25 protein-coding genes and 1 pseudogene are annotated in these 25,101 nt (G+C 71.5%); 7 read left to right on the top strand and 19 right to left on the bottom strand.

From position 1 onward, the window contains the following. Nucleotides 1-36 precede the first annotated feature (36 nt). Complete coding sequence (locus tag OIE67_RS17915; protein WP_326641729.1) at nt 37-1,461, bottom strand: phosphatidylinositol-specific phospholipase C domain-containing protein; 1,425 nt, start codon at nt 1,459-1,461, stop codon at nt 37-39. A gap of 554 nt (nt 1,462-2,015) precedes the next feature. Between OIE67_RS17915 and OIE67_RS17910 the strand changes: the two genes are divergently transcribed. Beyond that, the gene (locus OIE67_RS17910) at nt 2,016-3,620 is read left to right on the top strand and encodes a BBE domain-containing protein (RefSeq protein ID WP_326641727.1); all 1,605 of its coding nucleotides are present in this window, start codon (nt 2,016-2,018) and stop codon (nt 3,618-3,620) included. Between the two features lie 78 nt (nt 3,621-3,698). Here the strand turns inward: OIE67_RS17910 and OIE67_RS17905 are convergent, their stop codons facing one another. Then, nucleotides 3,699-4,346: a response regulator transcription factor gene (locus OIE67_RS17905; protein ID WP_326641725.1), complete on the bottom strand. Its 648-nt coding sequence runs from the start codon at nt 4,344-4,346 to the stop codon at nt 3,699-3,701. After that, nucleotides 4,286-6,244: a sensor histidine kinase gene (locus OIE67_RS17900; RefSeq protein WP_326641723.1), complete on the bottom strand. Its 1,959-nt coding sequence runs from the start codon at nt 6,242-6,244 to the stop codon at nt 4,286-4,288. The genes OIE67_RS17905 and OIE67_RS17900 overlap by 61 nt, the downstream gene beginning before the upstream one ends. Before the next feature lie 248 nt (nt 6,245-6,492). Here OIE67_RS17900 and OIE67_RS17895 point away from each other — a divergent pair, with 248 nt between their 5' ends. Continuing rightward, nucleotides 6,493-6,816 carry a hypothetical protein gene (locus OIE67_RS17895; protein WP_326641721.1) on the top strand — a complete coding sequence of 108 codons (324 nt, stop codon included), beginning with the start codon at nt 6,493-6,495 and terminating at the stop codon, nt 6,814-6,816. 22 nt (nt 6,817-6,838) lie between these two features. Here OIE67_RS17895 and OIE67_RS17890 read toward each other — a convergent pair whose 3' ends face one another. From OIE67_RS17890 to OIE67_RS17870, 5 genes are all read right to left on the bottom strand, one after another. After that, nucleotides 6,839-7,789: a hypothetical protein gene (locus tag OIE67_RS17890; protein WP_326641719.1), complete on the bottom strand. Its 951-nt coding sequence runs from the start codon at nt 7,787-7,789 to the stop codon at nt 6,839-6,841. Between the two features lie 10 nt (nt 7,790-7,799). Next, nucleotides 7,800-8,201, bottom strand: coding sequence for a hypothetical protein (locus OIE67_RS17885; protein WP_326641716.1), 402 nt, complete (start codon nt 8,199-8,201; stop codon nt 7,800-7,802). Nucleotides 8,202-8,297: 96 nt separating this feature from the next. Then, nucleotides 8,298-9,227: an NAD-dependent epimerase/dehydratase family protein gene (locus OIE67_RS17880; protein ID WP_326641715.1), complete on the bottom strand. Its 930-nt coding sequence runs from the start codon at nt 9,225-9,227 to the stop codon at nt 8,298-8,300. A 224-nt stretch (nt 9,228-9,451) separates the two neighbouring features. Continuing rightward, nucleotides 9,452-10,621, bottom strand: coding sequence for a DUF5685 family protein (locus OIE67_RS17875; RefSeq protein ID WP_326641713.1), 1,170 nt, complete (start codon nt 10,619-10,621; stop codon nt 9,452-9,454). A gap of 107 nt (nt 10,622-10,728) precedes the next feature. Next, a complete protein-coding gene (locus OIE67_RS17870) occupies nt 10,729-11,931 on the bottom strand; it encodes an MFS transporter (protein WP_326641711.1) in 1,203 nt (400 codons plus the stop codon). 77 nt (nt 11,932-12,008) lie between these two features. Between OIE67_RS17870 and OIE67_RS17865 the strand changes: the two genes are divergently transcribed. After that, a complete protein-coding gene (locus OIE67_RS17865; RefSeq protein ID WP_326641708.1) occupies nt 12,009-12,455 on the top strand; it encodes a helix-turn-helix domain-containing protein in 447 nt (148 codons plus the stop codon). Nucleotides 12,456-12,589: 134 nt separating this feature from the next. Here the strand turns inward: OIE67_RS17865 and OIE67_RS55755 are convergent. From OIE67_RS55755 to OIE67_RS17855, 3 genes and pseudogenes are all read right to left on the bottom strand, one after another. Then, nucleotides 12,590-12,715, bottom strand: a pseudogene (locus tag OIE67_RS55755) (DUF7638 domain-containing protein); the annotation flags it as partial. 149 nt (nt 12,716-12,864) lie between these two features. Next, nucleotides 12,865-13,236, bottom strand: a complete 372-nt coding sequence (locus OIE67_RS17860) for a group I truncated hemoglobin (protein ID WP_326641706.1) — start codon at nt 13,234-13,236, stop codon at nt 12,865-12,867. Nucleotides 13,237-13,408: 172 nt separating this feature from the next. Further along, a complete protein-coding gene (locus OIE67_RS17855; protein WP_326641704.1) occupies nt 13,409-14,338 on the bottom strand; it encodes a LysR family transcriptional regulator in 930 nt (309 codons plus the stop codon). 156 nt (nt 14,339-14,494) lie between these two features. Here OIE67_RS17855 and OIE67_RS17850 point away from each other — a divergent pair, with 156 nt between their 5' ends. Beyond that, entirely contained in the window at nt 14,495-15,475 is a 981-nt protein-coding gene (locus OIE67_RS17850; RefSeq protein WP_326641702.1) for an alpha/beta hydrolase family protein, read from the top strand. Between the two features lie 70 nt (nt 15,476-15,545). Here the strand turns inward: OIE67_RS17850 and OIE67_RS17845 are convergent, their stop codons facing one another. Together OIE67_RS17845 and OIE67_RS17840 are read right to left on the bottom strand one after the other, a co-directional pair. Further along, the gene (locus tag OIE67_RS17845; protein ID WP_326641700.1) at nt 15,546-16,739 is read right to left on the bottom strand and encodes a MalY/PatB family protein; all 1,194 of its coding nucleotides are present in this window, start codon (nt 16,737-16,739) and stop codon (nt 15,546-15,548) included. Continuing rightward, the gene (locus OIE67_RS17840) at nt 16,736-17,203 is read right to left on the bottom strand and encodes a mycothiol transferase (protein ID WP_326641699.1); all 468 of its coding nucleotides are present in this window, start codon (nt 17,201-17,203) and stop codon (nt 16,736-16,738) included. The genes OIE67_RS17845 and OIE67_RS17840 overlap by 4 nt, the downstream gene beginning before the upstream one ends. A gap of 84 nt (nt 17,204-17,287) precedes the next feature. Here OIE67_RS17840 and OIE67_RS17835 point away from each other — a divergent pair, with 84 nt between their 5' ends. After that, nucleotides 17,288-17,836: a CGNR zinc finger domain-containing protein gene (locus OIE67_RS17835; protein WP_326641697.1), complete on the top strand. Its 549-nt coding sequence runs from the start codon at nt 17,288-17,290 to the stop codon at nt 17,834-17,836. Here the strand turns inward: OIE67_RS17835 and OIE67_RS17830 are convergent. After that, complete coding sequence (locus OIE67_RS17830) at nt 17,800-18,411, bottom strand: hypothetical protein (protein ID WP_326641695.1); 612 nt, start codon at nt 18,409-18,411, stop codon at nt 17,800-17,802. The two genes, OIE67_RS17835 and OIE67_RS17830, sit on opposite strands and share 37 nt — an antisense overlap. Nucleotides 18,412-18,666: 255 nt before the next feature. Beyond that, nucleotides 18,667-19,425, bottom strand: coding sequence for an SDR family NAD(P)-dependent oxidoreductase (locus OIE67_RS17825; protein ID WP_326641693.1), 759 nt, complete (start codon nt 19,423-19,425; stop codon nt 18,667-18,669). A 160-nt stretch (nt 19,426-19,585) separates the two neighbouring features. Between OIE67_RS17825 and OIE67_RS17820 the strand changes: the two genes are divergently transcribed. Then, nucleotides 19,586-20,491: an AraC family transcriptional regulator gene (locus OIE67_RS17820; RefSeq protein WP_326641691.1), complete on the top strand. Its 906-nt coding sequence runs from the start codon at nt 19,586-19,588 to the stop codon at nt 20,489-20,491. 13 nt (nt 20,492-20,504) lie between these two features. Here OIE67_RS17820 and OIE67_RS17815 read toward each other — a convergent pair whose 3' ends face one another. Further along, on the bottom strand, nt 20,505-21,302 hold the full coding sequence (locus OIE67_RS17815; RefSeq protein ID WP_326641689.1) for a class I SAM-dependent methyltransferase: 798 nt from the start codon (nt 21,300-21,302) through the stop codon (nt 20,505-20,507). A 737-nt stretch (nt 21,303-22,039) separates the two neighbouring features. On the opposite strand from OIE67_RS17815, the gene OIE67_RS17810 reads away from it, so the two are divergent. Continuing rightward, a complete protein-coding gene (locus tag OIE67_RS17810; RefSeq protein ID WP_326641687.1) occupies nt 22,040-22,183 on the top strand; it encodes a hypothetical protein in 144 nt (47 codons plus the stop codon). 51 nt (nt 22,184-22,234) lie between these two features. On the opposite strand, the gene OIE67_RS17805 is transcribed toward OIE67_RS17810, so the two are convergent. The 3 genes from OIE67_RS17805 to OIE67_RS17795 all read right to left on the bottom strand — a co-directional run bounded on the left by OIE67_RS17805 (nt 22,235) and on the right by OIE67_RS17795 (nt 24,876). Continuing rightward, nucleotides 22,235-23,089: a helix-turn-helix domain-containing protein gene (locus OIE67_RS17805; RefSeq protein ID WP_326641686.1), complete on the bottom strand. Its 855-nt coding sequence runs from the start codon at nt 23,087-23,089 to the stop codon at nt 22,235-22,237. 303 nt (nt 23,090-23,392) lie between these two features. Continuing rightward, nucleotides 23,393-24,067, bottom strand: coding sequence for an NADPH-dependent F420 reductase (locus OIE67_RS17800; RefSeq protein ID WP_326641684.1), 675 nt, complete (start codon nt 24,065-24,067; stop codon nt 23,393-23,395). A gap of 41 nt (nt 24,068-24,108) precedes the next feature. Beyond that, on the bottom strand, nt 24,109-24,876 hold the full coding sequence (locus tag OIE67_RS17795) for an SDR family NAD(P)-dependent oxidoreductase (RefSeq protein WP_326641682.1): 768 nt from the start codon (nt 24,874-24,876) through the stop codon (nt 24,109-24,111). Nucleotides 24,877-25,101 lie beyond the last annotated feature (225 nt).

Here is a 25,101-nt window from a genome sequence, read left to right as displayed (position 1 = left end):
TGGGCGGGCGTCTCTTTGTGCCTGGGGTCGGTTGTGTCAGTCGATGGCGCCGGAGCGGGTGAGGAGGTTCTGGTACCAGGTCTCGTACGGGTGGTTGGTCGCCGGGTAGGTGGCCGGCGGGTTGGTGGCCTGGGCGGCCGAGTCGATGTCCCAGCCGCGTACGAGGCGTCCCGCCTGGCGTGCTGCGGTGATGAAGGAGGACTCTCCGGCGGGTGCCGCGTAGAAGAGCGCGTCCTGCTGCAGTTCCGCGCTGTCGCCCTTCTGGAACTCGACGAACGCGCGCTGCGGGTAGCGGATGCGGTCGCCGGTGCGCCGGTCTGTGTCCACCCGGAGGGTCTGCGCCGGAGTCGGGCCGTCGGCGCCGTTCCAGACGCGCACGCGCGACGTGCCGCTGGTCGAGGTGGTCTTGTCGTAGCGGGCGTCGGAGGTCCTGGCGTTGCCGCTCCAGGTGACCGTCGCCGCGCCGGAGTCGAGCACGCCGTCCCAAGTCCAGTTCTGGCTGTTGCTCTGGCTTCGGTGGATCTCGCGGATCCGGGTGCCCGCCGGGTCGGTGAACCTGACCGTCGGCAGGACGCCGTCGTCGTAGCGGCGGCTGGACGACCAGGTGATCTCGCCTTGGGCATCGAGGCGGCCGACGCGGTACCAGAGCGTGGTGGCGTTCTGGGACTGGTGCACCTCGACCAGGTCCCCCGCGTCGTTCAGGGCGACGGCCGGTGTGACGCCGTCGTCGTAACGGCCGTGGCGGTGCCAGGTCACGCGGCCGTCGGCGCCGTACGAGCCGGTCCAGTACCACAGCTCGCCGGAGCCGGAGTCGTGCACCTCCACGACCTGACCGCGCCCGTTGATCGCGATGGCGGGGCTGTTGCCCGCGTCGCGCTTGTAGGCGGCGCGGGTCTTGCCGTTGCCGGAGATCACCGTCAGCACCCGGCCGCGCAGCGCGTCCACCGACGGTGGGCCCGCCGGGTAGTCCCGGGCCTCGAACAGTCGCGTGCCGAAGACGGAGGTGAGCTCCTGGTTGAGCGCGGCCAGGTTGCCGGCGGCGTACGAGGTGTTGTCCGTCAGGTCGTCTTTGACGTCGAGCGCGACGACGACGGGCGCGGCGGCAGGATGCCGTGCGGACCAGGTGTCGATCACGGTGAGCCAGTCGCGCAGGAGGTTCGACGCCGGGTTGCCCGAGTGGTCGACCTGGTTTCCCGGGGAGTCGTGGCCGATGGCGTAGTCCTTCGAGGTGGCGTACCCGTTGTCGTGGATGTCGAGCTCGATGAAGCGGACGCCGCTGTCGAGCTGGCGGACGATCGAGTCTCTGGCACCGTTGATGTCACCCGAGTAGCTGTTGTGCGTGGCGCGGAAGATCGCGGCGGATAACGGCGTGTCCGCCGCCGCTGCCTCGGTGGGAAGGGCGACCAGTAACGCGGACGCGGTGACGGCGAGGACGGACAGCGCGGTTCCGTTTCGGGGCATTCATTGATCTTGAGGCTTGGGAGGGTCACGGACAAGGCGATCACGCGTTTTCGTCCGCGCTCGGCAGGAGGAAGGGTTCGTCGCGCGCAGGGTCCGTCCGCGAAGGGCTCGTGGCGCGTGCCCGGGGGTCATTTCGTCGCGCGCTCCGGGATGCTCCAGGCTGCGCACCCACGAAGGGCCCAGGACAGCACGACGGTGGACGGCTCGGGCGGCGTACACGCGAAGGGCTCGTGGCGGCGGGTGCCCGATGGGTCAGTGTCGTCGCGCGCTCCGGAAGGCTCGGGGCGGCGTACACGCGAAAGGCTCAAGACAGCGCGCCCGTGGAGGGCACGGGGCAGCCACGCACGAAAGGCTCAGGACGACGCATCTGCGGCCAGCTCGGGCGACGTTCAGGTGCAGGGTCGGGGTGGTGGGTGCGGGGTTGGGCGTTGGGCGGGTGGGGGTTAGGGCCCAGGTGGGGTGGGGGCTGCGGCGGTTCTCAGGGCGGTGATCGCGCTCCTAGCGTTGCTGGCACAACGCTTGCAACGCAGGCAGAAAGCCGGAGGTGGTCGGTCGTGGGTCAGGTTACGCGCCGCGGATTCGTGGGTGGGGCGGCGGCGCTCGGTGGGACGGTGGCGGTGGGGCTGGGCGCACCGTCGAGGGCGCAGGCGAAGGAGCTGGGGCCCGTTCGGGTGGCTCCTGGTGATCCGCGTTACGAGGATCTCGCCGTACGCCGGACGAATCAGCGCTTTCAGCCCAGACCGGAGTACTTTCACGTGGTCGGCTCGACCGAGCAGGTGGTCAAGGCGGTGCAGGACGGGGTCAGGGCTGGTAAGCGGATCACGGTGCGCAGCGGCGGGCACTGCTACGAGAACTTCGTCGGCGAAGGCGCGCAGGTCGTGATCGACATGTGCGAGATGTCGAACGTGTACTTCGACGACCGGCGCGGCGCGTTCGCGATCGAGGCCGGAGCGACGCTGATGCAGGCGTACCGGAGCCTGTATCTGGGCTGGGGGGTGACGATTCCCGGCGGGCAGTGCGGCGGGGTGGCGGCAGGCGGCCACATCGCCGGAGGCGGTTACGGTCAGCACTCCCGCCGGCTGGGCTCGGTGGTCGACTACCTGCACGCCGTCGAGGTCGTGGTGGTGGACCGTTCGGGACGGGCACGCGCGGTGGTCGCCACCAGAAACCCGTCCGACCCCCACCATGACCTGTGGTGGGCGCACACAGGGGGCGGCGGCGGGAACTTCGGCGTCGTGACGCGTTACTGGATGCGCGATCCGAAGGCCGCGGGAAAGGATCCGGCCAAGCTGCTGCCCAAGCCGCCGCCGGCTCTGCTGGTCTGCCATCCGGCCTGGTCGTGGGCCGACATGACCAGAGAGTCGTTCAGCACCCTGCTGCGCAACCACGGCGAGTGGCACGAACGCAACAGCGAGGCCGGCACGCCGTACGCGGGGCTCTGGAGCGCGCTGATGGTCCAGAGCCGCGTCCAGGGCGCGGACCCCGGCGGCATGATCCTGCCCACTCTGATGGAGTCCTCGGTCCCGGACGCCGAACGCCTGCTCTCCGCCTACTTCGCGGCGGTGACGCGGGGAGTCAGCGCGCGGGCGCACATCCCGCCGGTCGTGCGGATGCCGTGGTACCAGGCGGTCAGCACGCAGGCACTGGGCGGTGACGAGGGGACGGGGATGTTCAAGGCCAAGTCCGCCCATCTGCGCCGGCGCTTCACCGACCGGCAGATCGGTGTCGCCTACGATCATCTCGCCGTGCCCGGTCCCGGCTCCGCCGGCGGCACGATGGTGCTGGCGTCGTACGGCGGGCGGATCAACGCCGTGGCCCCGGGCGCGACCGCCGTGGCCGAGCGCTCCTCCGTCATCAAGGCCCTCTTCGTGAACACGTGGGAGGAGGGGAACGGGGCCGAGCACATCGCGTGGGTGCGGCGCTTCTATCGCACGATGTACGCGGACACGGGCGGCGTGCCGGTGCCGGGCGGCGGCAACGGGGGCGCCTACATCAACTATCCCGACATCGACCTGGCGGATCCGGCCTGGAACACCTCCGGCGTGCCGTGGTCCACGCTCTACTACGGGGACAACTACGCCCGGCTGCAGCGGGTGAAGGCGCGCTGGGACCCGCGCGGGGTGTTCCGGCACGCCCTGTCCATCCGCGCCGCCCGTTGACCGAGGGCCGGCCGCGAGGCCGCCATCCGCGATCGAGGCCTCGTCGCGGTTGAGAGCGGTTGAGAAGGGCGCACGTGATCACGCGCGGTTGAGAAAGGCCAGGACGGCGAGAACGCGGCGGTTGACGTCGTCGGCGGCGTCCAGGCCGAGCTTGGCGAAGATGGCGGCGATGTGCTTGCCGACCGTCCCTTCGCTGATGTACAGCCGCCCGGCGATGGCCACGTTCGACCGCCCCTGCGCCATGAGCTGCAGCACCTCGCGCTCACGGGGTGTCAGCGAGGCGACGGGATGCAGGGGCGAGGTGCCGCCGAGCAGTTTCGCGATCACCTCCGGGTCCATGGCGGTGCCGCCGGAGGCGACCCGGCGCAGCGCGTCCACGAAGTGGCCGGTGTCGAACACCCGGTCCTTCAGCAGGTACCCGACCCCGCCGGCGCCGTCGGCCAGCAGTTCGCGGGCGTAGATCTGCTCGACGTACTGCGACAGGACCAGCACGGGGAAGCCGGGACGGCGGGTGCGGGCCTCGATGGCGGCCCGCACCCCTTCGTCGGTGAAGCCGGGCGGCAGCCGTACGTCCACGATCGCGGCGTCCGGCCGGTGCCGGGCCAGGGCGTCGAGCAGTTCCTCGCCGGTGTCGACGGCCGCCACGACTTCGACGTCGTGGGCTCTCAGGAGGTGGGTGAGCCCTTCCCTGAGGAGGTAGACGTCTTCGGCGAGGACAACGCGCATGGGATCTCCAAGGTGGCGGCGGTCGGTCCGCCGGGTGGGCTGGACAGGGTGAGGACTCCGTCGAACCCGTCGAGGCGGCGCCGGATGCCGTGCAGCCCGCCGCCGTGGCCGGCGACCGCGCCTCCCTGCCCGTCGTCGGTGACAGTGGCTCTGAGCAGGCCGTTCTCGTACGTCAGCGCCACCGAAACCTGAGAGGCGGCGGCGTGCTTGGCGACGTTGGCCAGCAGTTCGGACACGGCGAAGTAGACCGCCGCCTCGATCGGCGCGGCCGCCCGTCCCGGCAGGTCGACATGCACCTCGGCCTCCAACGGAGCGTCCATCGCCAGGGTGCGTACGGCGTCCGCGAGCCCGCGGTCGGCGAGCACCGGCGGATGGATGCCGCGGATGAGCTCGCGCAGCTCGCCGAGCGCGGCCACGGACATGTTCTTGGCGCCGGCGATCACGGCCTTGGCGGCCTCGGGGTCGCGGTCGATGAGCTCCTCGGCCGCCCCCAGCGTCATGCCGACGGCGACCCAGCGGGCCTGGGCGCCGTCGTGCAGGTCGCGTTCGATGCGGCGCAGCTCGGCGGCCTGGGCGTCGCTGATCCGAGCGCGGCTGCTGGTCAGCGTGTCGACCCGGTTCGCCAGCACGGCCGCCCTGGTCGGGGCGAGCAGGGCCCGGCTGAGCAGGGCGTGGCAGCGCAGCAACGCGGGGGCGGCCGCGATGCCGAGGGCGGCGGCGGCCAGGCCGGCGACCGGTGCGGGGATGTTCGCCGACATCGGTACGGCGGCGTGCAGCACGTCGCCGGGTGACCAGGTCAGCCCGCTGATCAGGCTCAGGGCCCCGGTCCACGCCCACAGCCAGCACAGCAGGATCAGCCCGCCGCCGATCAGCAGGGCCGGTACGGCGAACAGCACGGCGGCGACGGGCACCTCCAGGAGCAGCCAGGCCAGGTCCCGCCATGAGGCCGGGTCGCGTACCGTCCACTCGAACCGCCGGGCGCGCACGGCGGCCGCCCGCGTCCGGTAGACCGTGCCGACGGGGCCCCATCCCAGCCGGTACGTGCCGTCCGGCTCGGGCTGCGGCAGCGGCGGCTCGGGACGATAGGGCTCGGCGATCCGTACACCCGTCCACGCGCCGATCTTCGCCCGGCGCCAGGAGACGAAGCGGCGCGAGCCCAGCACCGTCTCCGGCCACAGCCGTACCGGCATCAGCGCGATCGCCAGCACCTGGGCCAGCGCGAACACCGCCGCCACGCCGGGCAGGACGGCGCTCGCGCACACGCGTGCCCCGGCGGCGGCGCTCCGCCCGATCGCGCTCATGACACGGCCCGGCGCCTGGCGGGCCGGCGGGGCGAGCAGCACCCGGGTCCAGCGGGTGTGCGCGCGCAGCAGCGGGGGCCCGAGCGCGATGCCGAGCAGCGCCGCCGCGACAGCGAGGGCGAGCCCGCCCGGGTTCGGGTGGAGCCAGGCCGTCACGAGCCCGCCGGCGATCAGCGCCGGCGCGAGTGCCGCGAGCGGGCCGCCGATCCACGGGTTGAGCGCCATCCAGGCCAGGTCGCGCACGGTCGCGGGGTCTCGGAAGATCCAGCGCAGCCGCGCCAGGTAGGCGGGCGGGAACGCCGAGCGGAACAGGGCGCCGCCGTCGCGGTACCAGCCGTCGGGATCGCGCGCGGGCGGCGGCGGAGCCGGACGGTACGGCGAGGGGAGGTCGGCGCCGCCCCACCGGGCGGCCAGCCGGCGGGCCAGCGCGGGCAACCGGCGGCCCCGCTCGACGAAGAACGCCGGGGACGGCAGGCCGGCGTGCGCGCCCACGAAGATCAGGATCAGCAGCGGCGGTCCCAGCAGCGCGAGCCCGGCCAGCGCCAGACCGCGCACGGGTGCGCGCGCGTACGCGACGACCCTCTCGCCTCGCCCCACGGTACGCCTCCATGTGCGTCACGACCCGGCACCCGAACCGTCCGTCACGGCCCGGAACCCCGGCCGGCTCCTTGATTCTGCGTCGCCGTGCCGGCGACTCGCGCACGATGAAAGCACGTGAACGGGAGTGGCGGCATGGGTGCCAGCCCCCATGCGGACCGGCGGGCGAAGGCCGGAAGCCCTCACACCCCATATGTCGCAAAAGTTACCAGTTGTCACTTATATGATCATTAAGATAGATATGCGCCATGACTGAACGCGAACGACGTACCGGCGACCCCGAACTCGACCGGATCATGACCGAGTTCCGGGCGAACTCCCAGGAGTACGCCGACGTCATGGCCGGAATCGGCGACGTCGTCGGCCAGGCGGCCGGCCGCGACGACAAGATCAGGGTCCGGGTGTCGTCCTCGGGCCAGCTGGTGGGGCTGCACCTCGACCCCCGCGTGATGCGGATGTCCTCGCACGAGCTGACGGAGACGATCATGGACCTGTCGCGGCAGGCCACCGAGGACGCGGCCCGCCGGGTCATGGAGCTGACCCGGCCCTACCTCGACATCGACGGCCGATAGGGGCACCCGACAGGGGCGCCCGTCAGAGCCGCGGGATGAGGCTGCGGCTGCCGTGGACGATGAACTTCTGGTACATGTCCTGCTCGGTCAGCCCGTGCTCGGTGCCGGGCAGCGGATTGTCGCCGTGCTGCGCGTCCAGGGTCATCGAGTACGCGGTCGAGGCGGTCAGCCGGGGCAGGAAGTTCCCGGTGTTCAGCGTCGTGCCGTTCGGCAGCGTGAGGTTGGTGGCGACCGTGCGCAGGCCCGGCACCTTGGCCATGAGCGCCCCGCTGCCGTCGATGACCCCGTCGAAGACCATGTTGGCGACGAAGTTCTCGCGGAACACCGTCAGGTTGTGGCCCACCGAGCGCACGTCGTTCCCCTGCTGGTCGGTCTTGATGCCGCCCGCGACGTTCAGCCCGAGCGGCAGCAGCACCTCGCCGGTGGCGTAGGCGGCGCTGTCGGCGACGTAGTACGTGAACAGGGGCAGCAACATCGTGACGTAGCGGCGCGCGGTGAACCTGAGCAGCAGCGCCTGCCGTTTCATGATCGCCTGGAACAGCTTCCAGGTGAACACCTGGTACCCGATGGTGTACATCATGTCCACCGTCATGATCCAGCACAGCACCCGCAGCGCGTGGTTGATCTTCTCGATGACGTCGGCGTAGGCGCGGCAGGCGTTCGCCGCCCTGCGGTGCTTGAGCGAGACGGCGAGGACGGCCGGGCCGTACCGTTTGGTCCAGAACTTCGCGAACTCCTCGACGGCCGGGCCGGAGCTCTTCGTCCAGACGACCGCGGCGGCCGTGTTCGCCTCGCGGAAGTGGCTGTCGACGGCGTCGGCGATCTCGTCCAGGACCTCGGCCGCCTCGCGGATCTTGTCCGGGTCGCCTTCCAGGTACGAGACGCCGAACAGGAACTCGGGCGCCAGCAGCCCGGCCGCGCCGGCACCGGCCATGCCGCCCAGGGCGACCTTGCCCGCGAGCCCGATGGGCATGTTCTCCTCCTCAGGCTCGCTCGACGGGCGTGGCCGGCACCGCGATGTCGTCGTTCTTGCGCTCGGCGAACTCGAAGAGCTCCTTGATGAACGGGTTGTCGCCGAGCGTGCCGGCCAGGTCGGCGGCCTTGACGTTCTTGCTCATCGCCACCACCGCGGAGCCGATGACCCGGTACGCCTCGCCCAGGTTCGTCAGGGCCTTGCTCAGGTCTTCATAGGCCTGGTCGAAGCCGGCCTGGCCCTCCTCGCCCTGGCGGAAGAGACGCGCGGCCTCGTCGCTGGACGGGTTGCCGAAGTAGGGGATGAACCGCTCCACCTGGGCGCCGAGCCGGTTCACGTCCCGCAGGAACTCCCCTCCCTCGGTGTGGACGGCCCGGCCGGCCGTCTCCATGCTCGTATGGTCGATGTCCATGATGATCACCTTCAGGATGTCCGCTGGGTGGCCAGTCTCCGTCCTGCCGATTACCGGAAGATGATCGGTATGTTGCCATCGTGCGTGCCGCCCGCGTCACCGGTGTGTCGTGGCGCCCAGATCGGCGCCGGCGATCCAGCCGGTGATCGAGCGGTGGCGGGGGCGCCAGCCGAGCTGTTCGCGGGCGCGTACGGCGCGGACCCGGCTGTTGGAGCCGAGGGCGTGCCTGGCGAACTCCGGGTGCCAGACGTCGCCGGCGGCGCCCGGCTCCCAGGGGCGCGGGCCGGGCAGGCCGAGGCGGCGGGCGATGGCCCCGGTGATGGCGGCGAAGGACTCCTCGCCGTTCTCGACGAAGCAGAACAGGCCGGGCGACGCCTGGTCCAGCGCGAGGAGGTACAGGTCGGCGACGTCGTCGAGGTGCACGGTGGACCAGCGGTTGGTCCCGGCGCCGACGTGCCTGACCACCCCGCCGGCCCGCGCCTGCCGGACGAGCGCGGCGATCAGGACGCTGTCGCGGGGCAGGCCGCGCGCGTCTCCGTAGATGAGGCTGTGGCACAGGACCGTGGCACGTACCCCCTGGTTCGCGGCGGCCAGGACGAGGCGGTCGAGGGCGAGGCGGGCCCGGCGTACGGGATGCTCGGGCTCCCAGCCGGAGTCAGGGTCGAGCAGGTCCTCGCCGAAGATCGTCCCGTCGGCTTCGCCGCTCGTGCCGACGCCCACGATGCTGGTGCCGCTGGTGTGGACGAGCGGCTTGCCCGATCCGGCCAGCGCGGCGACGAGCGCCTCCGCGGCTGCGCGGTGGTCGCTGTCGGCCGCGTTGACGACCGCGTCGGCGCGGCCGGCCTGCTCGGCCAGCGTGCCGGCGTCGTTCAGGTCGCCCACCACCGGCTGGACGCCCAGCCGGGCGAGGCCGTCCGCGGTGGCCGCGTCCCTGGTCAGGCCGGTGACCGTATGTCCTGCTTCGAGCAGGCGGGTGGCGACGGCGCCGCCGATGTAGCCGCTCGCGCCGGTGACGAAGACGTGCATGGGAGTCCTGCTTTCTCACGTGGTACGCCGGTCGTCCGGCCCTCGGCCATCGTCGTCACCCCTGTCCTGAGGGCTCAAATCCCGTTGCCGGAACGGCAAACGCGCGGCATCCACCCCGCCCACCACGGTGTCCCGGCGTGAGGGTGTCCGGCAGGCCCGCCGGCCCAGCAGCGGGCTGAGCACGCCTGCGTTCGTCTTGGCAGGCCGGTGTCGCGGGCCACCGGCTAGCAGTCGCAGCTGCAACCGTCGCAGCAACAGCCGTCGCCGCAGCAGCCGTCCTCACCGCAGCAGGAGCAGCAATCGCCGCAGTTGCTGCAGGCGTCGCAGCCGGAGCAGTCCAGCCGCCCGCAGCAGGAGCTCTCGTGCTCCTCGTCCCAGGCGGGCCGGTACAGGCCGCACGTGCAGCAACTCAGCGTGGTGCACGCCAGCGACAGCAGCCCACCGGGGTCCCGCTTTCCCGGTGGCCGCTGCTCCGGCGGCGCGCCGGGCTCACCGGCCGGGCGGCCGTCGCCGTGCGCTCCGGCGGCGGCGAATGCGCGGGAGACGGCGTTGCCGGTCTCGCGGACCAGCAGAGCACGTGTCAAGGCGGGACGGGGCAGGTCCAGCGCGCCCACGGCGGCACGCAGCTCGGCGTGCGCGGCGTCGCAGCGGCGGCGCGCCTCGTCCAGGCCGGTGCCGGTGGCGACCAGCGGGTTGTACGCCCCGGACGCCCGGTCGTCGGCCAGGTCCTCGACCGCGTCGATCAGGTGGGCCAGCCTGCCGAAGCCGCGCCCGGCCGTCTCCAGGGCCTCCCGGTTGTGCGGCTTGCCCGCGAGCACCGCCGTGTGCGCGAACGCGGCGGCCACGGCGTCCTCGGCGGGCGCCGTCAGCTCCGGTAACCCGGGCGCCTGTCCGGCCCCCGCAGACGCCCGTACCGAGGCACGTTCCAGGACCGCCTGACGTCCGGCCGCCGCCGTCAGCGGGGCGGGGTCGAATCCCAGCGTGCCCGCCATGGCTGTGCCGGCCGAGGACCAGCGGCCGGCCAGCCGGGTGGCGCCGGCGGCGACCGGGCGGCGGGCGTACACGCCGTCACCGTCGGCCACGTGGTCGCTCATCTTGCCGGCCGCCAGGAGCAGCGACACCGAGGCCGCCAGCCGTACCCCTTCCGACTCCGCCACCGTCGCGCCCTTGAAGCCGCGCAGCGCGCACGGGCCGACCTTGCGGCGGGACGTGGACGCGGGCGACTGGGCCTCGGTGAGCACGGACACGAGCAGGCCGTCGTAGTTCGTCACCAGCCGCGACAGGTGTCCGTGCTCGTCACGAAGCGCCAGGCAGAGCCCGCACAGGTGACCCATCCAGTCCGCGTAGAGCCCTTTGCACAGGACGTGCCGACACGGGCGGACAATGCCGAACATACGTCCCCTTATACGCACGGTGAGAGCCCACCGTAGCACCGGCCCACCCGGCCGATCGCCGGATGAGCTCAACGGGTCCCGGGCACGGCGTCGGACATGATCGGAGCCTATGCGGCGGCACTGACGTCTCCGGGGTGGCCGCGGCTGCCTCGCGGCATGAGGCAGAGGGTGATCAGGGCGGACGACAGAGCGAGGGCGCAGGCCGCGTTGAGCGCCGGCGCGAGGCCGGTCCACGCGCTCATCGCGGGTGCGGCGAGGGCTCCGGCCATGTTCGCGGCGGCCTCGACGGTGAGGAAGGCCGAGCTGACGCGGCCGAGGAGCGGCTTCGGGGTGGCGCGTTGCAGCCAGGTGTGGGAGGCGACCATCACGGTGACCGCGGGTATCCCGAGCAGGATCGCGGCCGTCAGCGCGACAGGGAGGGAGGTGGCGTTGAACATGAGGAAGAACGCGCCCGCGACGAGTGCCTGGCAGACGGCGAGGGTCGTCCTGGCGGGGAAGCGGTCGATCAGCGTTCTGCTGGCGGGTGCGCCCAGGAGGAAGCCGAGGCCCAGCGCCGACAGCAGGTAGCCGACCTGGACGCTTCCCCCGAGGCGGGTCACGGCGAAGGGGACGAGCAGCGCGGTGAGGCCGGCGTTCGCGAGCAGGTAGGCGCTGTTCGTGACCAGCAGCGCCCGGGTGGCCGGCGCTCGCCGGAGGTGCCGCAGCCCCTGGACGAGGTCGGAGAGCACGTTCTGGTCCCGGTCATGGGCGCGTGACCTCGTCGTGGTCCTGGCGATGGCCGCCGCGGACAGCAGGCTCGCGCCTACGGCGGCGCAGACGACGACGTCGATGCCTGCGGTGGCGAACACCAGGCCGCCGATCGGCGGCGCGCTCAGGCTCGCCACTCCGGTGGACACGGCGCCGAGCGCGTTCGCGCCGCTGAGCAGGGTGCCGGTGCCCACGACGGCCGGGGTATGCGCCTGGGCGGCCGGGCGGAAGATCACCGCGGCGGCGCCCTGACCGAGCATCGCCGCGTAGACGAGCCAGATCGTCTCAGGCGTCCGGGCCAGCAGGACCGCGGCGATCGCCGTCGCGTGCACGAGATCGGTGGTGATCATGACGCGCGGACGGTCCCACCGGTCGGCTACGACTCCGGCGAACGGCCCGAGGAGCAACGCGGGCAGAAATCTGCAGGCCAGGCTGACACCGGTCGCGAGCGCCGAGCCGGTGACGGCGTAGAGGTGGGCGGGGACCGCGACGTCGAGCAGCCCCGTGCCGAGAGCGGCGATCGAGCGTGCGATCCAGAGCAGCCGGAAGTCCCGTACGCGCAAGGCCTGAAGCATTCTTCCCCCCGAGATATTCCCTCAAGAGACAAGCGTGCTTCTGATTATTCTGTCAAGATAGTTCCATGGATCACGTCGAACTGGGCCGGCGGTTGCGCGCCCGCCGTGCCGCCCTCGGCAGGACGGTCGCCTCGGTGTCCACGGAGGCCGGGGTGTCGGTGCCTTATGTGGCGAATCTGGAGAACGGCCGCGGGAATCCGACGGTCGCGGTGCTCGACCGGCTCGCCGACGCGCTGGGGACCCGCCTGGTGATCGAACTCGCCGATCCGACCGCGGATCCGATGATCACGGCTCTGCCGCCGTCGCTGGTGGACTTCTCCCGAAGCCCCCGTTTCCGGCGCGAGGTCGGCCGGCTCGCCGCGGCGCTCGGGGAGGAGCAGCGGGCGATCCGCGCCAGGCTCGTCGACGCCCTGGCGGCGACCGCCGCCGCGCTCCGGCGCGACCTGCGCGAACCCGACTGGCAACGACTGCTCGACGCGACGGTGCTGATCCTGGCCCACCCACCGGAGTGACGGACGAGCGGCATCAGGCTGTCCGCTGCGCTCTCAGGGCGGCTCCCCGAGCAGCTTGGCGGGCTCAGAGCTGAAACCGTTGGATAGACGGCATCGGCGACTCTTGTCGAGGCCGGGAAGGGCCCGTTCAACCGGTCGATCGCGTCGACGACTTCCCCGAGCAGTTCCTCAGCTGTGATCCAGGTGACGACCTTGCCGAACCGGCAGCTCGCCAGGTCATGCGCGCTCGCCCGGGCGCCCTCGTCGAGAGTCGTCGCCACCCAACCGGCCGCCGAATGAAGATCGGGCGGAGGATTCCGTCGATCCGTTCCTCATCGACGATGCGGTAGGTCCGATTCCCCGTCATCTGAGCCATCGTAGGCAACAAGCGCCGTCTCAGGCGGCAGACGATGCTCGGCCGGGACGGCTTTCAGGCGGCGGAGGCCTGGTCGTCCACGATCTGGTCGCGTAGCGGGGCGAGGGCGCCGGCGATCGTCGTGATGGTCTCCGGCGGGACCCCGCAGTGCGTCAGTGCGCCGGCCAGGTGCCCGACCACCGTGTCGAACGCCTCGGCGGTGATGGCCAGGCCGGCGTGGGCCTCCCCCATCGTCCGGCCCCGGTACTCCTGCGGTCCCCCGAGGGCGGCCGCCACGAAGCTGCGCTGGTGGGCCTTGAGCTTGTCCAGGTCGGTGCCGGTGAAGTAGCCGGCGAGCGCAGGGTCGGCCACGACCCGCCGGTAGAACTCGTCGACCACCGCGGAGACCGCGCTCGCGCCGCCGATCTGGTCAAAGATGGACGCCATGGTGACCTTCCTTCCTGGGTCCGCTTGGAAAGAGGGTCACAGCGGGCCGTTCCATCGCGGTGACACGGCGGCAATGCGCCCGCACCAAGGTGCTCACCGCCGTGACGCGGGCGTAACGCGCGTGACGCTCAGCAGTCCGCGCCGGGGCGCTCAGCCATCCGTGCCGGGGTGCTCAGCCATCCGTGCCGGGGTGCTCGGGCAGCCAGTCGCGGGCCGGATCGTGTTCCAGCCAGCGACGGCGCTCGGCCTCCGCCGCGAAGGCGCTGGTCAAGGTGTCCAGCAGAGGGTGGCCGCCGTTGTCACGCCGGAGCAGCGACCAGGCGTACAGCGGTGTGGGGTCGATCAGCGGGACCGGGCGGATCGCCGGGTGCGGCGGGAGGGGCAGGTCGGCGGGCAGCAGGGTGAAGCGGCGCGGGCCGGCCGCCAGGTCGGCGGGCAGGTGGTCCAGGCCCAGGTTCGTGCCTTCGGCGTGCTGATGGATGCCGAAGGCCAGGGCGAACCGGTGCAGGAAGTCCAGCCGGTGCAGCGGGCCCGGGGTCCACAGCACGCCGTCGCGCAACTGCGCCGGACGGATCGCGGGCGCGTCCGCCAGCGGATGATCGGCGTTCAGTACGGCGTCCACGGGCTCCAACCGGACCAGACGATGCGTCAGCCCGGCGGGCAACGGCGCGTGCACGCGGCCGAAGGCGGCGTCGATGTCGCCGTGCAGCAGCGCGGTGATCGCCGACGGCAGGTCGCGGCCGTGGCCGAGTTCCAGCCGCGGCTCGCCGGTCGCCACCTGGGCGAGAGTGCGCATGGGCGCGTACAGGTGGCCCCACACGTCGATCCGCAGCGGGCGGCGCGTGTCCAGCACCGCCGCGACGGCCAGGTCGGCGGCGGCCAGCGTCTGCCGGGCGGGCTCCAGGAAACGCCGGCCGGCCTCGGTGAGGCGCACGCCCTGGCCGCCGCGGTCGAGCAGGCGGCTGCCCAGCGTGGACTCCAGGCGGGCGATCCGCTTCGATAGGGCCTGCTGGGAGATGGACAGCTCCGCGGCCGCGTGGCCGAAGTGCAGTTCTTCCGCCGTCCGTACGAACGCGCGTACCTGCGCCAGGTCCAAGTCCACGGCTGTCACCATAGGCGACAACCTCTGGTTGTCGACTGCTCGCGTCGGTTGTTGGCTCAGGCAAGCCGTTCGCCGGTTTCATGGCCACATGCGTAGATTGATCTGCCGGGAACGACGGAGCCGTGGCGAGGCCGTACCGACGATCGGAGCAGCGCGATGAGCGCCGCGGACTTCGCCGCCGCCAACCTGTCCCGCGCCACCGGAGCCGGGCTGGACCCGCACGAGTACCTGCGCGTCACCGGCGGGCTGACGGACCTGGACCAATGGGGCGAGGCCTTCATGCGTTCCGCGCGCGAGCACGTGGCGCGCGCCGGGCGGGCGGGCACGGCGATCTCGGCGGGCGAGCACCTCCAGGCGGCAGCACGCTGGTTCCACTTCGCCACCCTGGGACCGAACCGCGAGAGCGCGCTCGCGGCGGCCGAAGCCGACGCCGCCATGGGACGCGCGCTGGAGGCGCTGGAGCCGCGGGCGCGCCGGATCGAGGGGCCCGGCTTCACCGGCCGGCTGCGCGGCCCGGCCGAGGCCGCAGCCACGGTCGTGGTGGTTCCCGGGCTGGACTCTGGCAAGGAGGAGTTCCACGATCTCGTCGCCGCCCTGCTGCGCCGGGGATTGGCCGTGTTCGCCATGGACGGGCCGGGACAGGGCGCGCTCGCCGCCGGCAGCACCGTCCGTGCCGACTACCACCGCGTGATCGGCCGGGTCCTCGACGCGCTCCGCCCGCGCAGGGCGGGGCTCGTCGGGCTCAGCCTCGGCGGCTACTACGCCGCCGAGAGCGCCGCTCTGGAGAGCCGCGTCGCCGCCGCCGTCACCGTGAGCGGTCCTTTCCAGCTGCGCTGGGAGCTCCTGCCGCCTTCCGTACGGGAGCTGCTCAGCCGGCGGGCCGGCGGCGAGGAGGCGGCCCGCCGCTTCGCCGGTCAGGTGGACCTGTCCGCCCTCGCGCCGCGGATCACCTGCCCGCTGCTGGTCGTCGACGGCGGCCGGGACGTCATCCCCGGCGTGACCGGCGGCGAGCCGCTGGCCCGCCTGGCGCCGCACGGGCGGTACCTGTCCGTGCCCCATGGCGACCACCTGCTCGGCAACGCCCGTCCCGACTGGCTGGCCACGGCCGCCGACTGGATCGCCGCGGCACTCGCATGACCCGATCGTCCGCGAGCGGGGCCCACCCGGGGGCTCACGAGCCGGACGGCTCAGTCCCGGTTGCGGCCGCTCACGGCCTCGGGGAGCGGGCGGTGGCGAGGCGGTCGAGGATCTCGGCGAGGTTCGGGGTGCTGGTCGCGAAGTTGAGCCGGGCGAACGCGGCGGTGTCGACCGTCGTGTGCTGGGAGAACTCGGCCCCCTCGCTGAGCTTGACCCGCGCCAGGCGTTCCAGCCGCGCCGCCGGCTCGTCGCCGCCGACTGGGCTCGCGGTGAAGTCGAGCCAGCTCAGGTACGTGCCCTGCGGCGAGTGGTAACCCGGGTCCCACGGCAGCGAAGCCGCCCACTCCCCGATCAGCCGCCGGTTGCGTTCCAGGGTGCGCATGAGGCCGGCCAGCCAGTCCTCGGACCGCTGCCAGGCGGCCAGGGTGGCGACCCGGCTGAGGATGCTCGGCGTGCCGAAGAAGTCGAGCGGCGCCCTGGCCAGCGCGTCGTGCAGCCGGTCCGGGCCGACGTGCGCGACGGCGCAGCGCAGCCCGGCGATGTTGAACGCCTTGGTCGCCGACGTGGTCGTGACCGTCCGCGCGGCGGCCGTGCCGAGCGAGGCGAACGGCACGTGCCGGTGCGGGGCGAACACCAGGTCGGCGTGGATCTCGTCGGCCAGCACCACCAGGTCCAGTTCCTCGGCGGCCGCCGCGTACGCGCTCAGCTCGCCGGGCGTCAGGACGCGGCCGGTCGGGTTGTGCGGGTTGACCAGCACCAGCAGGCGGCAGCCCTGCTCGCGCAGGTGTCCGGCCAGGTCGCCGGTCGGGGGATGCCATCCGCTCTCGTCCCGGTTCATGGGCAGCGGCACGATCCGCCGTCCCGCGCGGGCGATGCTCGCCAGGAACGGCGGGTACGCGGGCACGTGGATCGCGACGCCGTCGCCCGGCGCGGTGGCGTACTCGATGATGACCTGGAGCACCTGCAGCAGGTCGGTGAAGACGCGCGTCCGGCCGGGGCTCGGGCGCCACCCGTGGCGGGTGGCCATGCGCTCCTCGAACGCCTCGACCACCGGGTCCTCGCCCGTCCAGTACGGGTAGCCGAAGTCCGCGCGGCCGGTGACGTGCAGGATGCTCTCGCTCACGGCGGGCGGGACGCCGAAGTCCATGTCGGCCACCCAGGCCCCGATGGTGCCCTGCGGCAGGGAGCCCCACTTGACGCCGTGTCCTGAGCGCAGCCGTTCGACGTCGATGGCCTCGAACGGTCCGGCCGGCCGGCCGGTCACGGCGTCGCTCCGGCGAGGATGGCGTCGCGCAGGATCTCCATCTGGCCGTGGTGCTGGGCGAGCTCCTCGTACACGTGCAGCAGCGCCGCGCCCTGGGTCAGCTCGCGGTCGGGGCCGAGGAAGCTCGGGGGTGGCGTGCCGCGGAGCCCGGCGGCGGGGACGGCGGCGCGCACGTCCGCGGCGAGCCTGGCCCGCACCGCCGCCACGTCCTCAAGCAGCGGGCCGACGGGGCCGGCGCCGGCGAACTCGGCGTCGCGGTCGCGGGCGACCTCGCGTCCCGCCACGAGCTCCCCCGCCCAGTACGAGGTCACGCCGAGGCAGTGGGTGAGCAGCGCGTACGGGGTGTTGGCGCCGGGCAGCGGCGGCCTGGTGTTGGCGAGCCGATCGCCGAGGCCGGCGACGATGGCGGCCATCCCGTCCAGGGCGCGATCGACGTAGTAGAGGTAGTCGTCTTCGGTGATCAACCTGTCTCCCAGGCGTGCTGTAACCGGCTTAGGTGGTGTACGCACACCTTGCGGCATCCGGATGTAACCCGTCAAGATGGTGTCGTGAGTTTCGTCTTCGTCAGCGGCAACCTCGCCCTCGACTTCGCCGGCACCCTCAAGTGGCGCCGCAACGAGCCGGAAGAACTGCTCGCCACCCCCGCCGACCTGGGCCGATGGGCCGTCGAGGCCGGGGCGACGAACGAGGCGCCGGCGGCCGGCGACGCCGACTTGCGGCGGTTGCGTACGTTGCGCGAGGCCGTCTACCGGCTCGTCATCCACGGCGTGAACGGCCTGCCCTGGCCGGACGGCGACCTGCGCGTCGTCAACGAGGAGGCGGCCGGGGCGCCTCCGGGGGTGCGGCTGACCCCCGCAGGGCTCGTCCGGACGGGAGACGTCGGCACGGTGGCCGCCGCGGTGGCCCGCTCGGCGGCCGAGCTGCTCGGCGAGCTGGGCGAGCTGCGTGTGCGGGAGTGTGCGCTGGCGGAGTGCACCCGCCTGTTCATCGACCGCTCCCGGGGCGGTAACCGGCAGTGGTGCGGGATGGAGGAGTGCGGCAATCGCGTCAAGGTGGCCAACTACCGCTCCCGCAAGAACGCGACCACGGCCCCGTGATGAGACCCGGCGGCGCAGGTGTCCGCCGAGTCATCGATGAGCAGCGCGTCCTGGAAGGTCAGGCCGTTCCGGCTCAGCCAGGGCCCGAAGAAGCGGACGATGCCTTCGCTCTTGAGCGCTGCGACGTCGCTGGAACAGATCAGGTCGTCACAGACGAAGGCCCACTCGGCGAACGTCCCCCGACGAGGGCCTGCCGGGCGCCGGGTCTCGCGTACCCGCCGGAAAGTGTCGGCGAAACAGTCCATGTTGTCGGTGGACACGACGATCGAGGCATCCGGCCCGACCTCGCGGAGCATCTGCAGCAACGGAACGTTGACCTGCATCCGGGCGCAGTCGGTCAGCAGCCGGCGCTGGAGGAAGTCACCACGGAACCGGCGGTCCAGCCGGATGCCCATGCCCGCGATGACCTGAGCGGCCGACACCTGGCCCTTCATCCAGCCGTGCGCCCCGTCGCCGGTGAAGATGGGGGCGAGACTCGCCACCAGTTGCGCGTGCAGCGGATGCCGGGCGTTATCCCGGATGGACGCCCAGAAGGGGTCACAGGAAAGCACACCGTGCCAGTCGACGAACACCACTCGGCCAGGGCGCGGCACCTGCTTCGTCCCTTCTCTCGCCGATCATGCCAGCGGCACGCCGTCCTGAACCGTTGACCTCGCCCAGCCGAGGTGCCGGGTGATCGCCGGGTAGACGGCGCTCATGGCGGGACCAAGATGATCCCATCTGCTCGCTGACGTCATCACACGGCTCCACTCGTGGTCGGGACACTGCGTGATCATGACTATCAGCCGGGACCGGCACTCCCGCGCGGTACGCCGACGCCGCCCGGATCGCTAGAGGTTGAAGCCGCCCGAGATCTCGATGTCCTGCGCGGTGACCCAGCGGCTCTCGTCGGAGACCAGGGTGGCGATCATCGCGCCGACGTCGCCGGGTTCGCCGACCCGGCCGAGCGCGGTCTTCGCCGCGAGGACCTCGGCGACCTCGGGGAACCGGGTGAAGGCGTCGCCGCCGAGCCGGGTACGGGTCGGTCCGGGTGAGACGGAGTTGACGCGGATGCCTCGCGTGCTGAACTCCTTGGCCATGTACCGGGTCAGCACGACCAGGCCGCCCTTCATCGACGCGTACGCCGCGTAGCCCGGCTCAAGGCCGGCCGACGCCGCCGAACTGCTGCTCGTGTTGACGATCGCCCCGCCGTCCACCATCAGGGGCAGCAGCCGCTGCGTGAGAAAGAACGGCCCCTTGAGCAGGACCCGCATGAGCTTGTCGAACGTCTCCTCGCTCGTGTCCTCGATCAGCGACGCCTCGGCGTAACCGGCGTTGTTCACCAGATGGTCGAAAGTGTCGCGCTGAAAGGTGTCGCGCAGCGCGCCGGCCACCGCGTCCCGGAAGGCGGCGAAGCCGGCCACGTCGCCGAGGTCCAGCGGCAGCGCGACGGCTCTGCCGCCGTCCTTCTCGATGGCGGCGGCCGTGTCCAGCCCCGCCTGCTCGTTGGCGCCGTAGGTCAGGATGACTCCGGTTCCGCGCTTGGCGATCTCGACGGCGGCGCTCTGCCCGATGCCGGAGCTGGCGCCCGTGACGACGGCGACCTTCATGATGTGTTCCTCCTGCGTACGTGTCCGCATGGCTGCTTGGAATGAAGTGATTCCATTCAACCGGCGTGACCTGCGGAAACGTTAGACCGATCCTCGCCCGTACGTGCACATTCCTCTCACGCGCGGGAATCGGGGCCCGGGATCGTGCTGCAATGGCCGTATGCCGCTCGACGAACTCCGTGCTCTGCTGGCCCGCCACGCCCGGCCCGACTGGACCACCGAGATCGACGGTGTCCTCGTCTCGAAGATCGACCGTTCGGAACCGCCGGCGCTCTCGATGTCCGGCACGGTGCTGGCGGTCATCGCGCAGGGCGCCAAGCGCCTCGCGCTGGGCGACCGGATCTTCGAGTACGGCGCCGGCCAGTACCTGGTCGCGTCGGTCGACCTGCCGATCACCGGGCAGTTCCTGCAGGCCGACCCCGAGCGGCCGGCGCTGGGCTTCGGGCTCACCCTGGACCCGTCCGCCGTCGCCGAGGTGCTGCTGGCGGCCGGACCTGGCGACCTTCCTCCCTCGGGTGGCGGCGCGACGTCGGGGATCGCCGTCAGCGACGCCCCGGCCGCGTTGCTCGACGCGGTGGTGCGGCTGCTGCGCCTGCTCGACGAGCGCCGCGACCGGGCCGTGCTGGCCCCGCTGATCAAACGCGAGATCCTGTGGCGGGTGATCAGCGGCGAGCAGGGGGCGACGGTACGCCAGCTCGGCCTCACCGACAGCGGTCTCAGCCACGTCGCCAGGGCCGTGCGCTGGATCCGCGAGCACTACGCGCAGCCCTTCCGGGTCGAGGACGTCGCGAGGCTGGCCGGGATGAGCGTCTCCGCGTTCTACCGCAACTTCCACGCGGTGACCGCGATGAGCCCCATCCAGTTCCAGAAGCGGATCCGGCTGCAGGAGGCCCGGCTGCTGCTCGCCACCCACCCGAACGACGTCATGGGCGTCTGCCAGCGGGTCGGCTACGACAATCCGTCGCAGTTCAGCCGGGAGTACCGCCGCCAGTTCGGCCTGCCGCCCAGCCAGGACGCCGCCCGCCTGCGTCACACGGCACGTACCCCCGCGACCGTCCTCCCCTGAGCCGGACCCTCAGTCACGACGATCGATCATCATGAGGCACCTGATCTGCTTCGAGGACGAAGAACAGGAAGCACAGGAACCTCGTCCGCGTGGGCTCGATGTCGCTCAGCTCTTCGGGGAACACGTCGCGGGCGGCCGGCACGAACGGCGGTTCGCTGACGACGCTGATCCGGAAGCCCGCCGCGGTGAAGGCTTCGGTCATCGCGTGCAGCGGCCGGTCCCAGAACCTCATCTGGACGGTCCGCCCGCCCAAGGTCCATTCGTCGGTACGGCTGCGGGTCTCGAAGTACCTGGGCTTCTCCCCGGCCAGCTGCTGGAAGAAAGTGACGCTGAAGGGATGGTCGACCGAGACGAGAAGCCTGCCACCAGGCTTCAGCACACGTCGCAGCTCGGCCAGCGTCGGCCCCCAGTCTTCGAGATAGTGCAGCACCAGGGACGCGATGACGTCGTCGAACGTCTCGTCGGGGAAGGGCAGCAGGCCGGCCAGATCGGCGACCCGCAGGTCCGCGTCGTCGCCCAGCCGCCGCCGGGCCAGCTCCAGCATCCCGGCACTCGCGTCGACGCCGGTCACGACGGCACCCCGCTCACGCAGCTCGGCGAACAGCGGCCCCGAGCCGCACCCGGCGTCGAGGATGCGCCTTCCTGCCACCTCCCCGGCCAGCTCCAGCATCGCGGGCCGCTCGTAGTAGGCGTTGAGCAGATTGCTGTCGTTCTCGGTGGAGTACCCCTCGGCCATCAGGTCGTAGTCGTTGAGCGAGGAGGTGTTCGCGGTCGCAACGTGATCTTCGGGCAAGGCAGACATGCGGGCCATTCTGTCCCAGCAATCTCAACCCTGCCCGGCGAAGTGCTCACCCTGCCACCATCCCGCGAGGACCGGAAACCGACGGACACCGTTCGTCCCACGACAACTGTTCCAGAAAGTCTGTACCGAGCCTTTTCGGTACGAATATCGGAGTGGGAACTGGTAATGATCATCTCCAGGCGAGACTTGAACTCGGCTACGCCCGCGTCTCCACCACCGAACAGTCCCTCGATCGTCAGCTCGACGCCCTTGCCGCTCGCCGGCATCCCGGACGAGCGGATCTTCGTCGGGCGACTCCCTCAGCCAGATCGCGGCCAAGACCGGCATCCCCAAGACATCGCTGCACCGCTACCTCTGCGATGCCGTCGCCCCAGCCGGCAGGGGCCGGGGCGCAGCGGGCGCGGCCGACCTGAAGATCCACCTTCCGCAGAGCCGGGAGGAGTGGGCGGCGTCGACGCCCGCCACCGCGCGGGAGCGGGCCCTGCTGCGGCGCTTCATGGACGCCCACGAGCAGGCGGACACCGCTGCGCTCGCACAGGTGCTGAGTGGAGACGCGCGGATGAGGATGCCTCCGCTTCCCTTCTGGTTCTCCGGCCGCCAGTCGGTCACGGACTTCGCCGCCCACGCCCTCGGCCCCGACGCGCCGTTGTTCCGGATAGAGTGGCGGAGCGTGCCGACCCGGGCGAACCAGCAGCCGGCGGTTGCGGGTACGTTCGCGTGCCGGGAAAGCGGAGTACCGGGCTCAGGTGCTCAACGTGCTGCGGGTCCAGGACGGGAAGATCGCCGAGATCACCGCCTTCGAGCCGCGGGTGTTGCCGCGTTCGGATCTGCCGCTGACGCTGTCCTGGCTCTCGGACACCCCTGTGCTCGATCGTCGCCCTGGGCGGTGATGCCTCTGCCTGACAGTTATGTGAGACGTGATCCGGTCACCAGCCGAGATGTCAGCGGTGCGCGGTCGCGGTTATCCGTTCGCGCAGCAGAGCGAGCTTTTCGGCGTCTGGGGTGCCGGGTTCGGCCCAGTTGAGCACGATGTGCAGGTCGGCGCACTCGATCGTGAGGATGTCGCAGTCCAGCGTGATCTCACCGAGCTCGGCGTGGACGACGGTCTTGCGTGAGCGTCCGGTCGGCACTGTCTCGTAGCGGGCCCAGAGGTCGGCGAAGCGTGGGTTCGCCTCGCGCAGGCCGCCGATCAGCTCGGCGACGGCACGGTCGTCGGGATAGCGGTCGGCGGCCCGTCGCAGGTCTGCGACCATTCTGCGCTCGAACGCGTCGGTGTGCGCGGGGTCGCGATCGATGCGGGACGTGCCGGCGGGCGGCGCGCCGGCGAAGTGGCCCCAGATCAGGTTCTGTGTCCGGGGGCCCACCTCGGTGGCGTTGCCGAACAGCTCACCCCACAGCGGGTTCCATTGCACGGCGTCCCATGCGGCGGTGAAGACGGCCACCGGGGTGTCGCTCATCCGGTCGATCATGCGCTGCACGCCGCGGGGTACTTCGTTGGGCACTGAGCCCGAGGGTGGGGCGACCGAGCCGGCCAGGCGGTAGAGCAGTTCCCGGTCCACGGCGTTCAGACGAAACACCTGCGCGAAGGCCCCGAGCACCTGAGAAGAGGGGTTGGTGGCGCGGCCTTGTTCGAGCTGCACCAGATAGTCGACTGAGATGCCGACCATCAGTGCCAGCTCCTCACGCCGTAGTCCCGGCACCCGGCGGTCGCCGCCGACCGGCAGGCCGATGTCGGCTGGGCCGATCCGCCCTCGCCATGCCCGCAGGGCGGCGCCCAGTTCGGTATGGGTCTTCATTTCTCCAGTATGCGGCGCGGCTTCAGGGACTGGGTGGTACTGGAATTCCCAGGGACGGCGGGCGCCTGGAGCGCCGCCCGGGCCGACAGCAACCCGGGCCCTCTCCGAGACCGAACTGCTCCCCCAGGTCAGCGCCCCGACGCTCGTCATCTGCTCCGGACCGACCCGCCTGAATCGCGATCTTTGTGATGTCGCCCCTGGTCAGACCGGGAGCCGGCGTATCCGAACTCGTCGAGAACAGATGTGTGCCTTGCTCTGTGGCCGCCTTGCCGGTCCGCTGCCTCAGCGCATGCCCGTGCCCGTTTACCGGATCGGGGCTCCGGCTGCGACCGCAACGGCCGGCGCGATCCTGTCGGATGCGCCCTCGAACTGGTTGTCCGCGAGCAGGTGCACCAGGACGTTGAGCTGCTCGATGTTGCGTGCGGAGGTCAGAGGGCCCGCGTCGAGCGCGGTGAAGCCGGCGTCCTGCGCGAGCGTGCGTACCTGGACCTTGGCCGAGGTGTCGTCTCCGGCGAGGAACACTGCCGGCAGGGAGCCCGGCGCGAACCACCGCAGCGGCTCGTCGAGCAGGTTCGAAGGAATGGTGTTGAAGGCCTTGACCACCCGTGCACGTGGGAATCGGCGCTGTAGCTCCTCGCTGGTCGACGACCGCGCCATGAACGCGGCGTCGTAGAAGTGCTCAAAGTCGCTGCTCACCTGCAGGGGGTTCATGGTATCGATGATGATCTTCCCGTCGATGGGCCCGACGGCGCCCGACACCGCGTCCAGCCGTGGCCAGTACACCGAGAACAGCACCACATCGCCGAACTCGGCCGCTTCCCCGGGAGTACCACGGATGGCCCGCGGATTCTGCTCGATGAACGCGTCCAGCTTCTGCTGCCCGCCGTCTTTCGCCACCATGACCTCGTGGCCCGCGGCGAGCCATGCCCGGGCCAGCGCTCGTCCGATGTTTCCTGTGTTGACTATTCCGATGCGCATGTCTTCCTCTGTGGAGCTGGTTGGTTGCGGTGCCAGAACGGTCAGAGCTTGTAGCCGCCGCTCGCCTCGATGACCTGACCTGTCACCCAGCGGCCGTCCTCGGAGGTCAGGAAGGCGACCACCGCTGCGATGTCGGAGACCTCGCCGAACCGTCCCAGCGCGGTGTCCGCCTCGATCGCGGTCACGAGGTCGGCGTTCTCACGCACCGCTGTGTTCATGTCCGTGCGCACCCAGCCGGGCGCCACGGCGTTCACCGTGATGCCGCGCGGTCCGAGCTCGATCGCGAGCGTGTGGGTCAGGTTGTTGATGCTCGCCTTGGCCATGGAGTAGACGGGGACGGCCTGCATCGGCCGGGTGCCCGCCGCGGAGGAGACGTTGACGATCCGTCCGCCGTCGGCGAGGCGGCCCAGCGCCGACTGGACCACGAAGAACGGTGCTCGGACGTGGACCGCGAACATGGCGTCCCAGCTCTCGGGCGTGGCGTCCGTCATGCCGCCCCAACCCGAATTGCCCGCGTTGTTGATCAGCAGGTCGAGCGCCGTGCTCCCGGTGCGCTCGGCGAACTCCCGGTCGAGCCGGTCGAACAGGTCCGGGATCGACCCCGCGTCGGCGAGGTCGGCGTACAGCGCGACGGCGCTTCCCCCTGCCTCCTCGATGGCCGCGACCGCCTCGTCGGCGCCGGCCTTGCTCGCGTTGTACGTGAGCGCGACGGTCGCACCCTGGCTCGCGAGGCGTTCGGCGATCGAGCGACCGATACCCCGTGAGCCCCCGGTGACGAGAGCGGTCTTCCCAGAAAGCAACAGTGACATTGAACATTCCTCGTTCGGTGATGGATCGCGGTTGGATCAGCGCGACTTACAGGCGGTTCCAGGTCGCCGCCACCCAGCCAGGCCGACCGCTCCTCGACCAGGACCGGCCGGCACGAGATCGATCCTCGGGCCGCCTGCTCTGGGGTGCCAGGCGCCCGTATTCCCCAGGACTGCGGGTACCACCCAGGCCCTGCCCGTGCCCTCCGGACGGTTCGTCCGGTCGAG

The sequence above is a fragment of the Nonomuraea fuscirosea genome, assembly GCF_035917475.1.
In the GTDB taxonomy this organism is placed as follows: Bacteria; Actinomycetota; Actinomycetes; order Streptosporangiales; family Streptosporangiaceae; genus Nonomuraea; species Nonomuraea fuscirosea.
This window is presented reverse-complemented; position numbering and strand designations above follow the sequence as displayed.

What these genes read in the sequence shown, in the direction of transcription:
- OIE67_RS17915 (WP_326641729.1), bottom strand. Translation starts at nt 1,461, where the DNA reads ATGCCCCGAAACGGAACCGCGCTGTCCGTCCTCGCCGTCACCGCGTCC.
- OIE67_RS17905 (WP_326641725.1), bottom strand. Translation starts at nt 4,346, where the DNA reads ATGCGCGTTGTCCTCGCCGAAGACGTCTACCTCCTCAGGGAAGGGCTC.
- OIE67_RS17895 (WP_326641721.1), top strand. Translation starts at nt 6,493, where the DNA reads ATGACTGAACGCGAACGACGTACCGGCGACCCCGAACTCGACCGGATC.
- OIE67_RS17890 (WP_326641719.1), bottom strand. Translation starts at nt 7,789, where the DNA reads ATGCCCATCGGGCTCGCGGGCAAGGTCGCCCTGGGCGGCATGGCCGGT.
- OIE67_RS17885 (WP_326641716.1), bottom strand. Translation starts at nt 8,201, where the DNA reads ATGGACATCGACCATACGAGCATGGAGACGGCCGGCCGGGCCGTCCAC.
- OIE67_RS17880 (WP_326641715.1), bottom strand. Translation starts at nt 9,227, where the DNA reads ATGCACGTCTTCGTCACCGGCGCGAGCGGCTACATCGGCGGCGCCGTC.
- OIE67_RS17875 (WP_326641713.1), bottom strand. Translation starts at nt 10,621, where the DNA reads ATGTTCGGCATTGTCCGCCCGTGTCGGCACGTCCTGTGCAAAGGGCTC.
- OIE67_RS17865 (WP_326641708.1), top strand. Translation starts at nt 12,009, where the DNA reads ATGGATCACGTCGAACTGGGCCGGCGGTTGCGCGCCCGCCGTGCCGCC.
- OIE67_RS17860 (WP_326641706.1), bottom strand. Translation starts at nt 13,236, where the DNA reads ATGGCGTCCATCTTTGACCAGATCGGCGGCGCGAGCGCGGTCTCCGCG.
- OIE67_RS17850 (WP_326641702.1), top strand. Translation starts at nt 14,495, where the DNA reads ATGAGCGCCGCGGACTTCGCCGCCGCCAACCTGTCCCGCGCCACCGGA.
- OIE67_RS17825 (WP_326641693.1), bottom strand. Translation starts at nt 19,425, where the DNA reads ATGAAGGTCGCCGTCGTCACGGGCGCCAGCTCCGGCATCGGGCAGAGC.
- OIE67_RS17820 (WP_326641691.1), top strand. Translation starts at nt 19,586, where the DNA reads ATGCCGCTCGACGAACTCCGTGCTCTGCTGGCCCGCCACGCCCGGCCC.
- OIE67_RS17815 (WP_326641689.1), bottom strand. Translation starts at nt 21,302, where the DNA reads ATGGCCCGCATGTCTGCCTTGCCCGAAGATCACGTTGCGACCGCGAAC.
- OIE67_RS17805 (WP_326641686.1), bottom strand. Translation starts at nt 23,089, where the DNA reads ATGAAGACCCATACCGAACTGGGCGCCGCCCTGCGGGCATGGCGAGGG.
- OIE67_RS17800 (WP_326641684.1), bottom strand. Translation starts at nt 24,067, where the DNA reads ATGCGCATCGGAATAGTCAACACAGGAAACATCGGACGAGCGCTGGCC.
- OIE67_RS17795 (WP_326641682.1), bottom strand. Translation starts at nt 24,876, where the DNA reads ATGTCACTGTTGCTTTCTGGGAAGACCGCTCTCGTCACCGGGGGCTCA.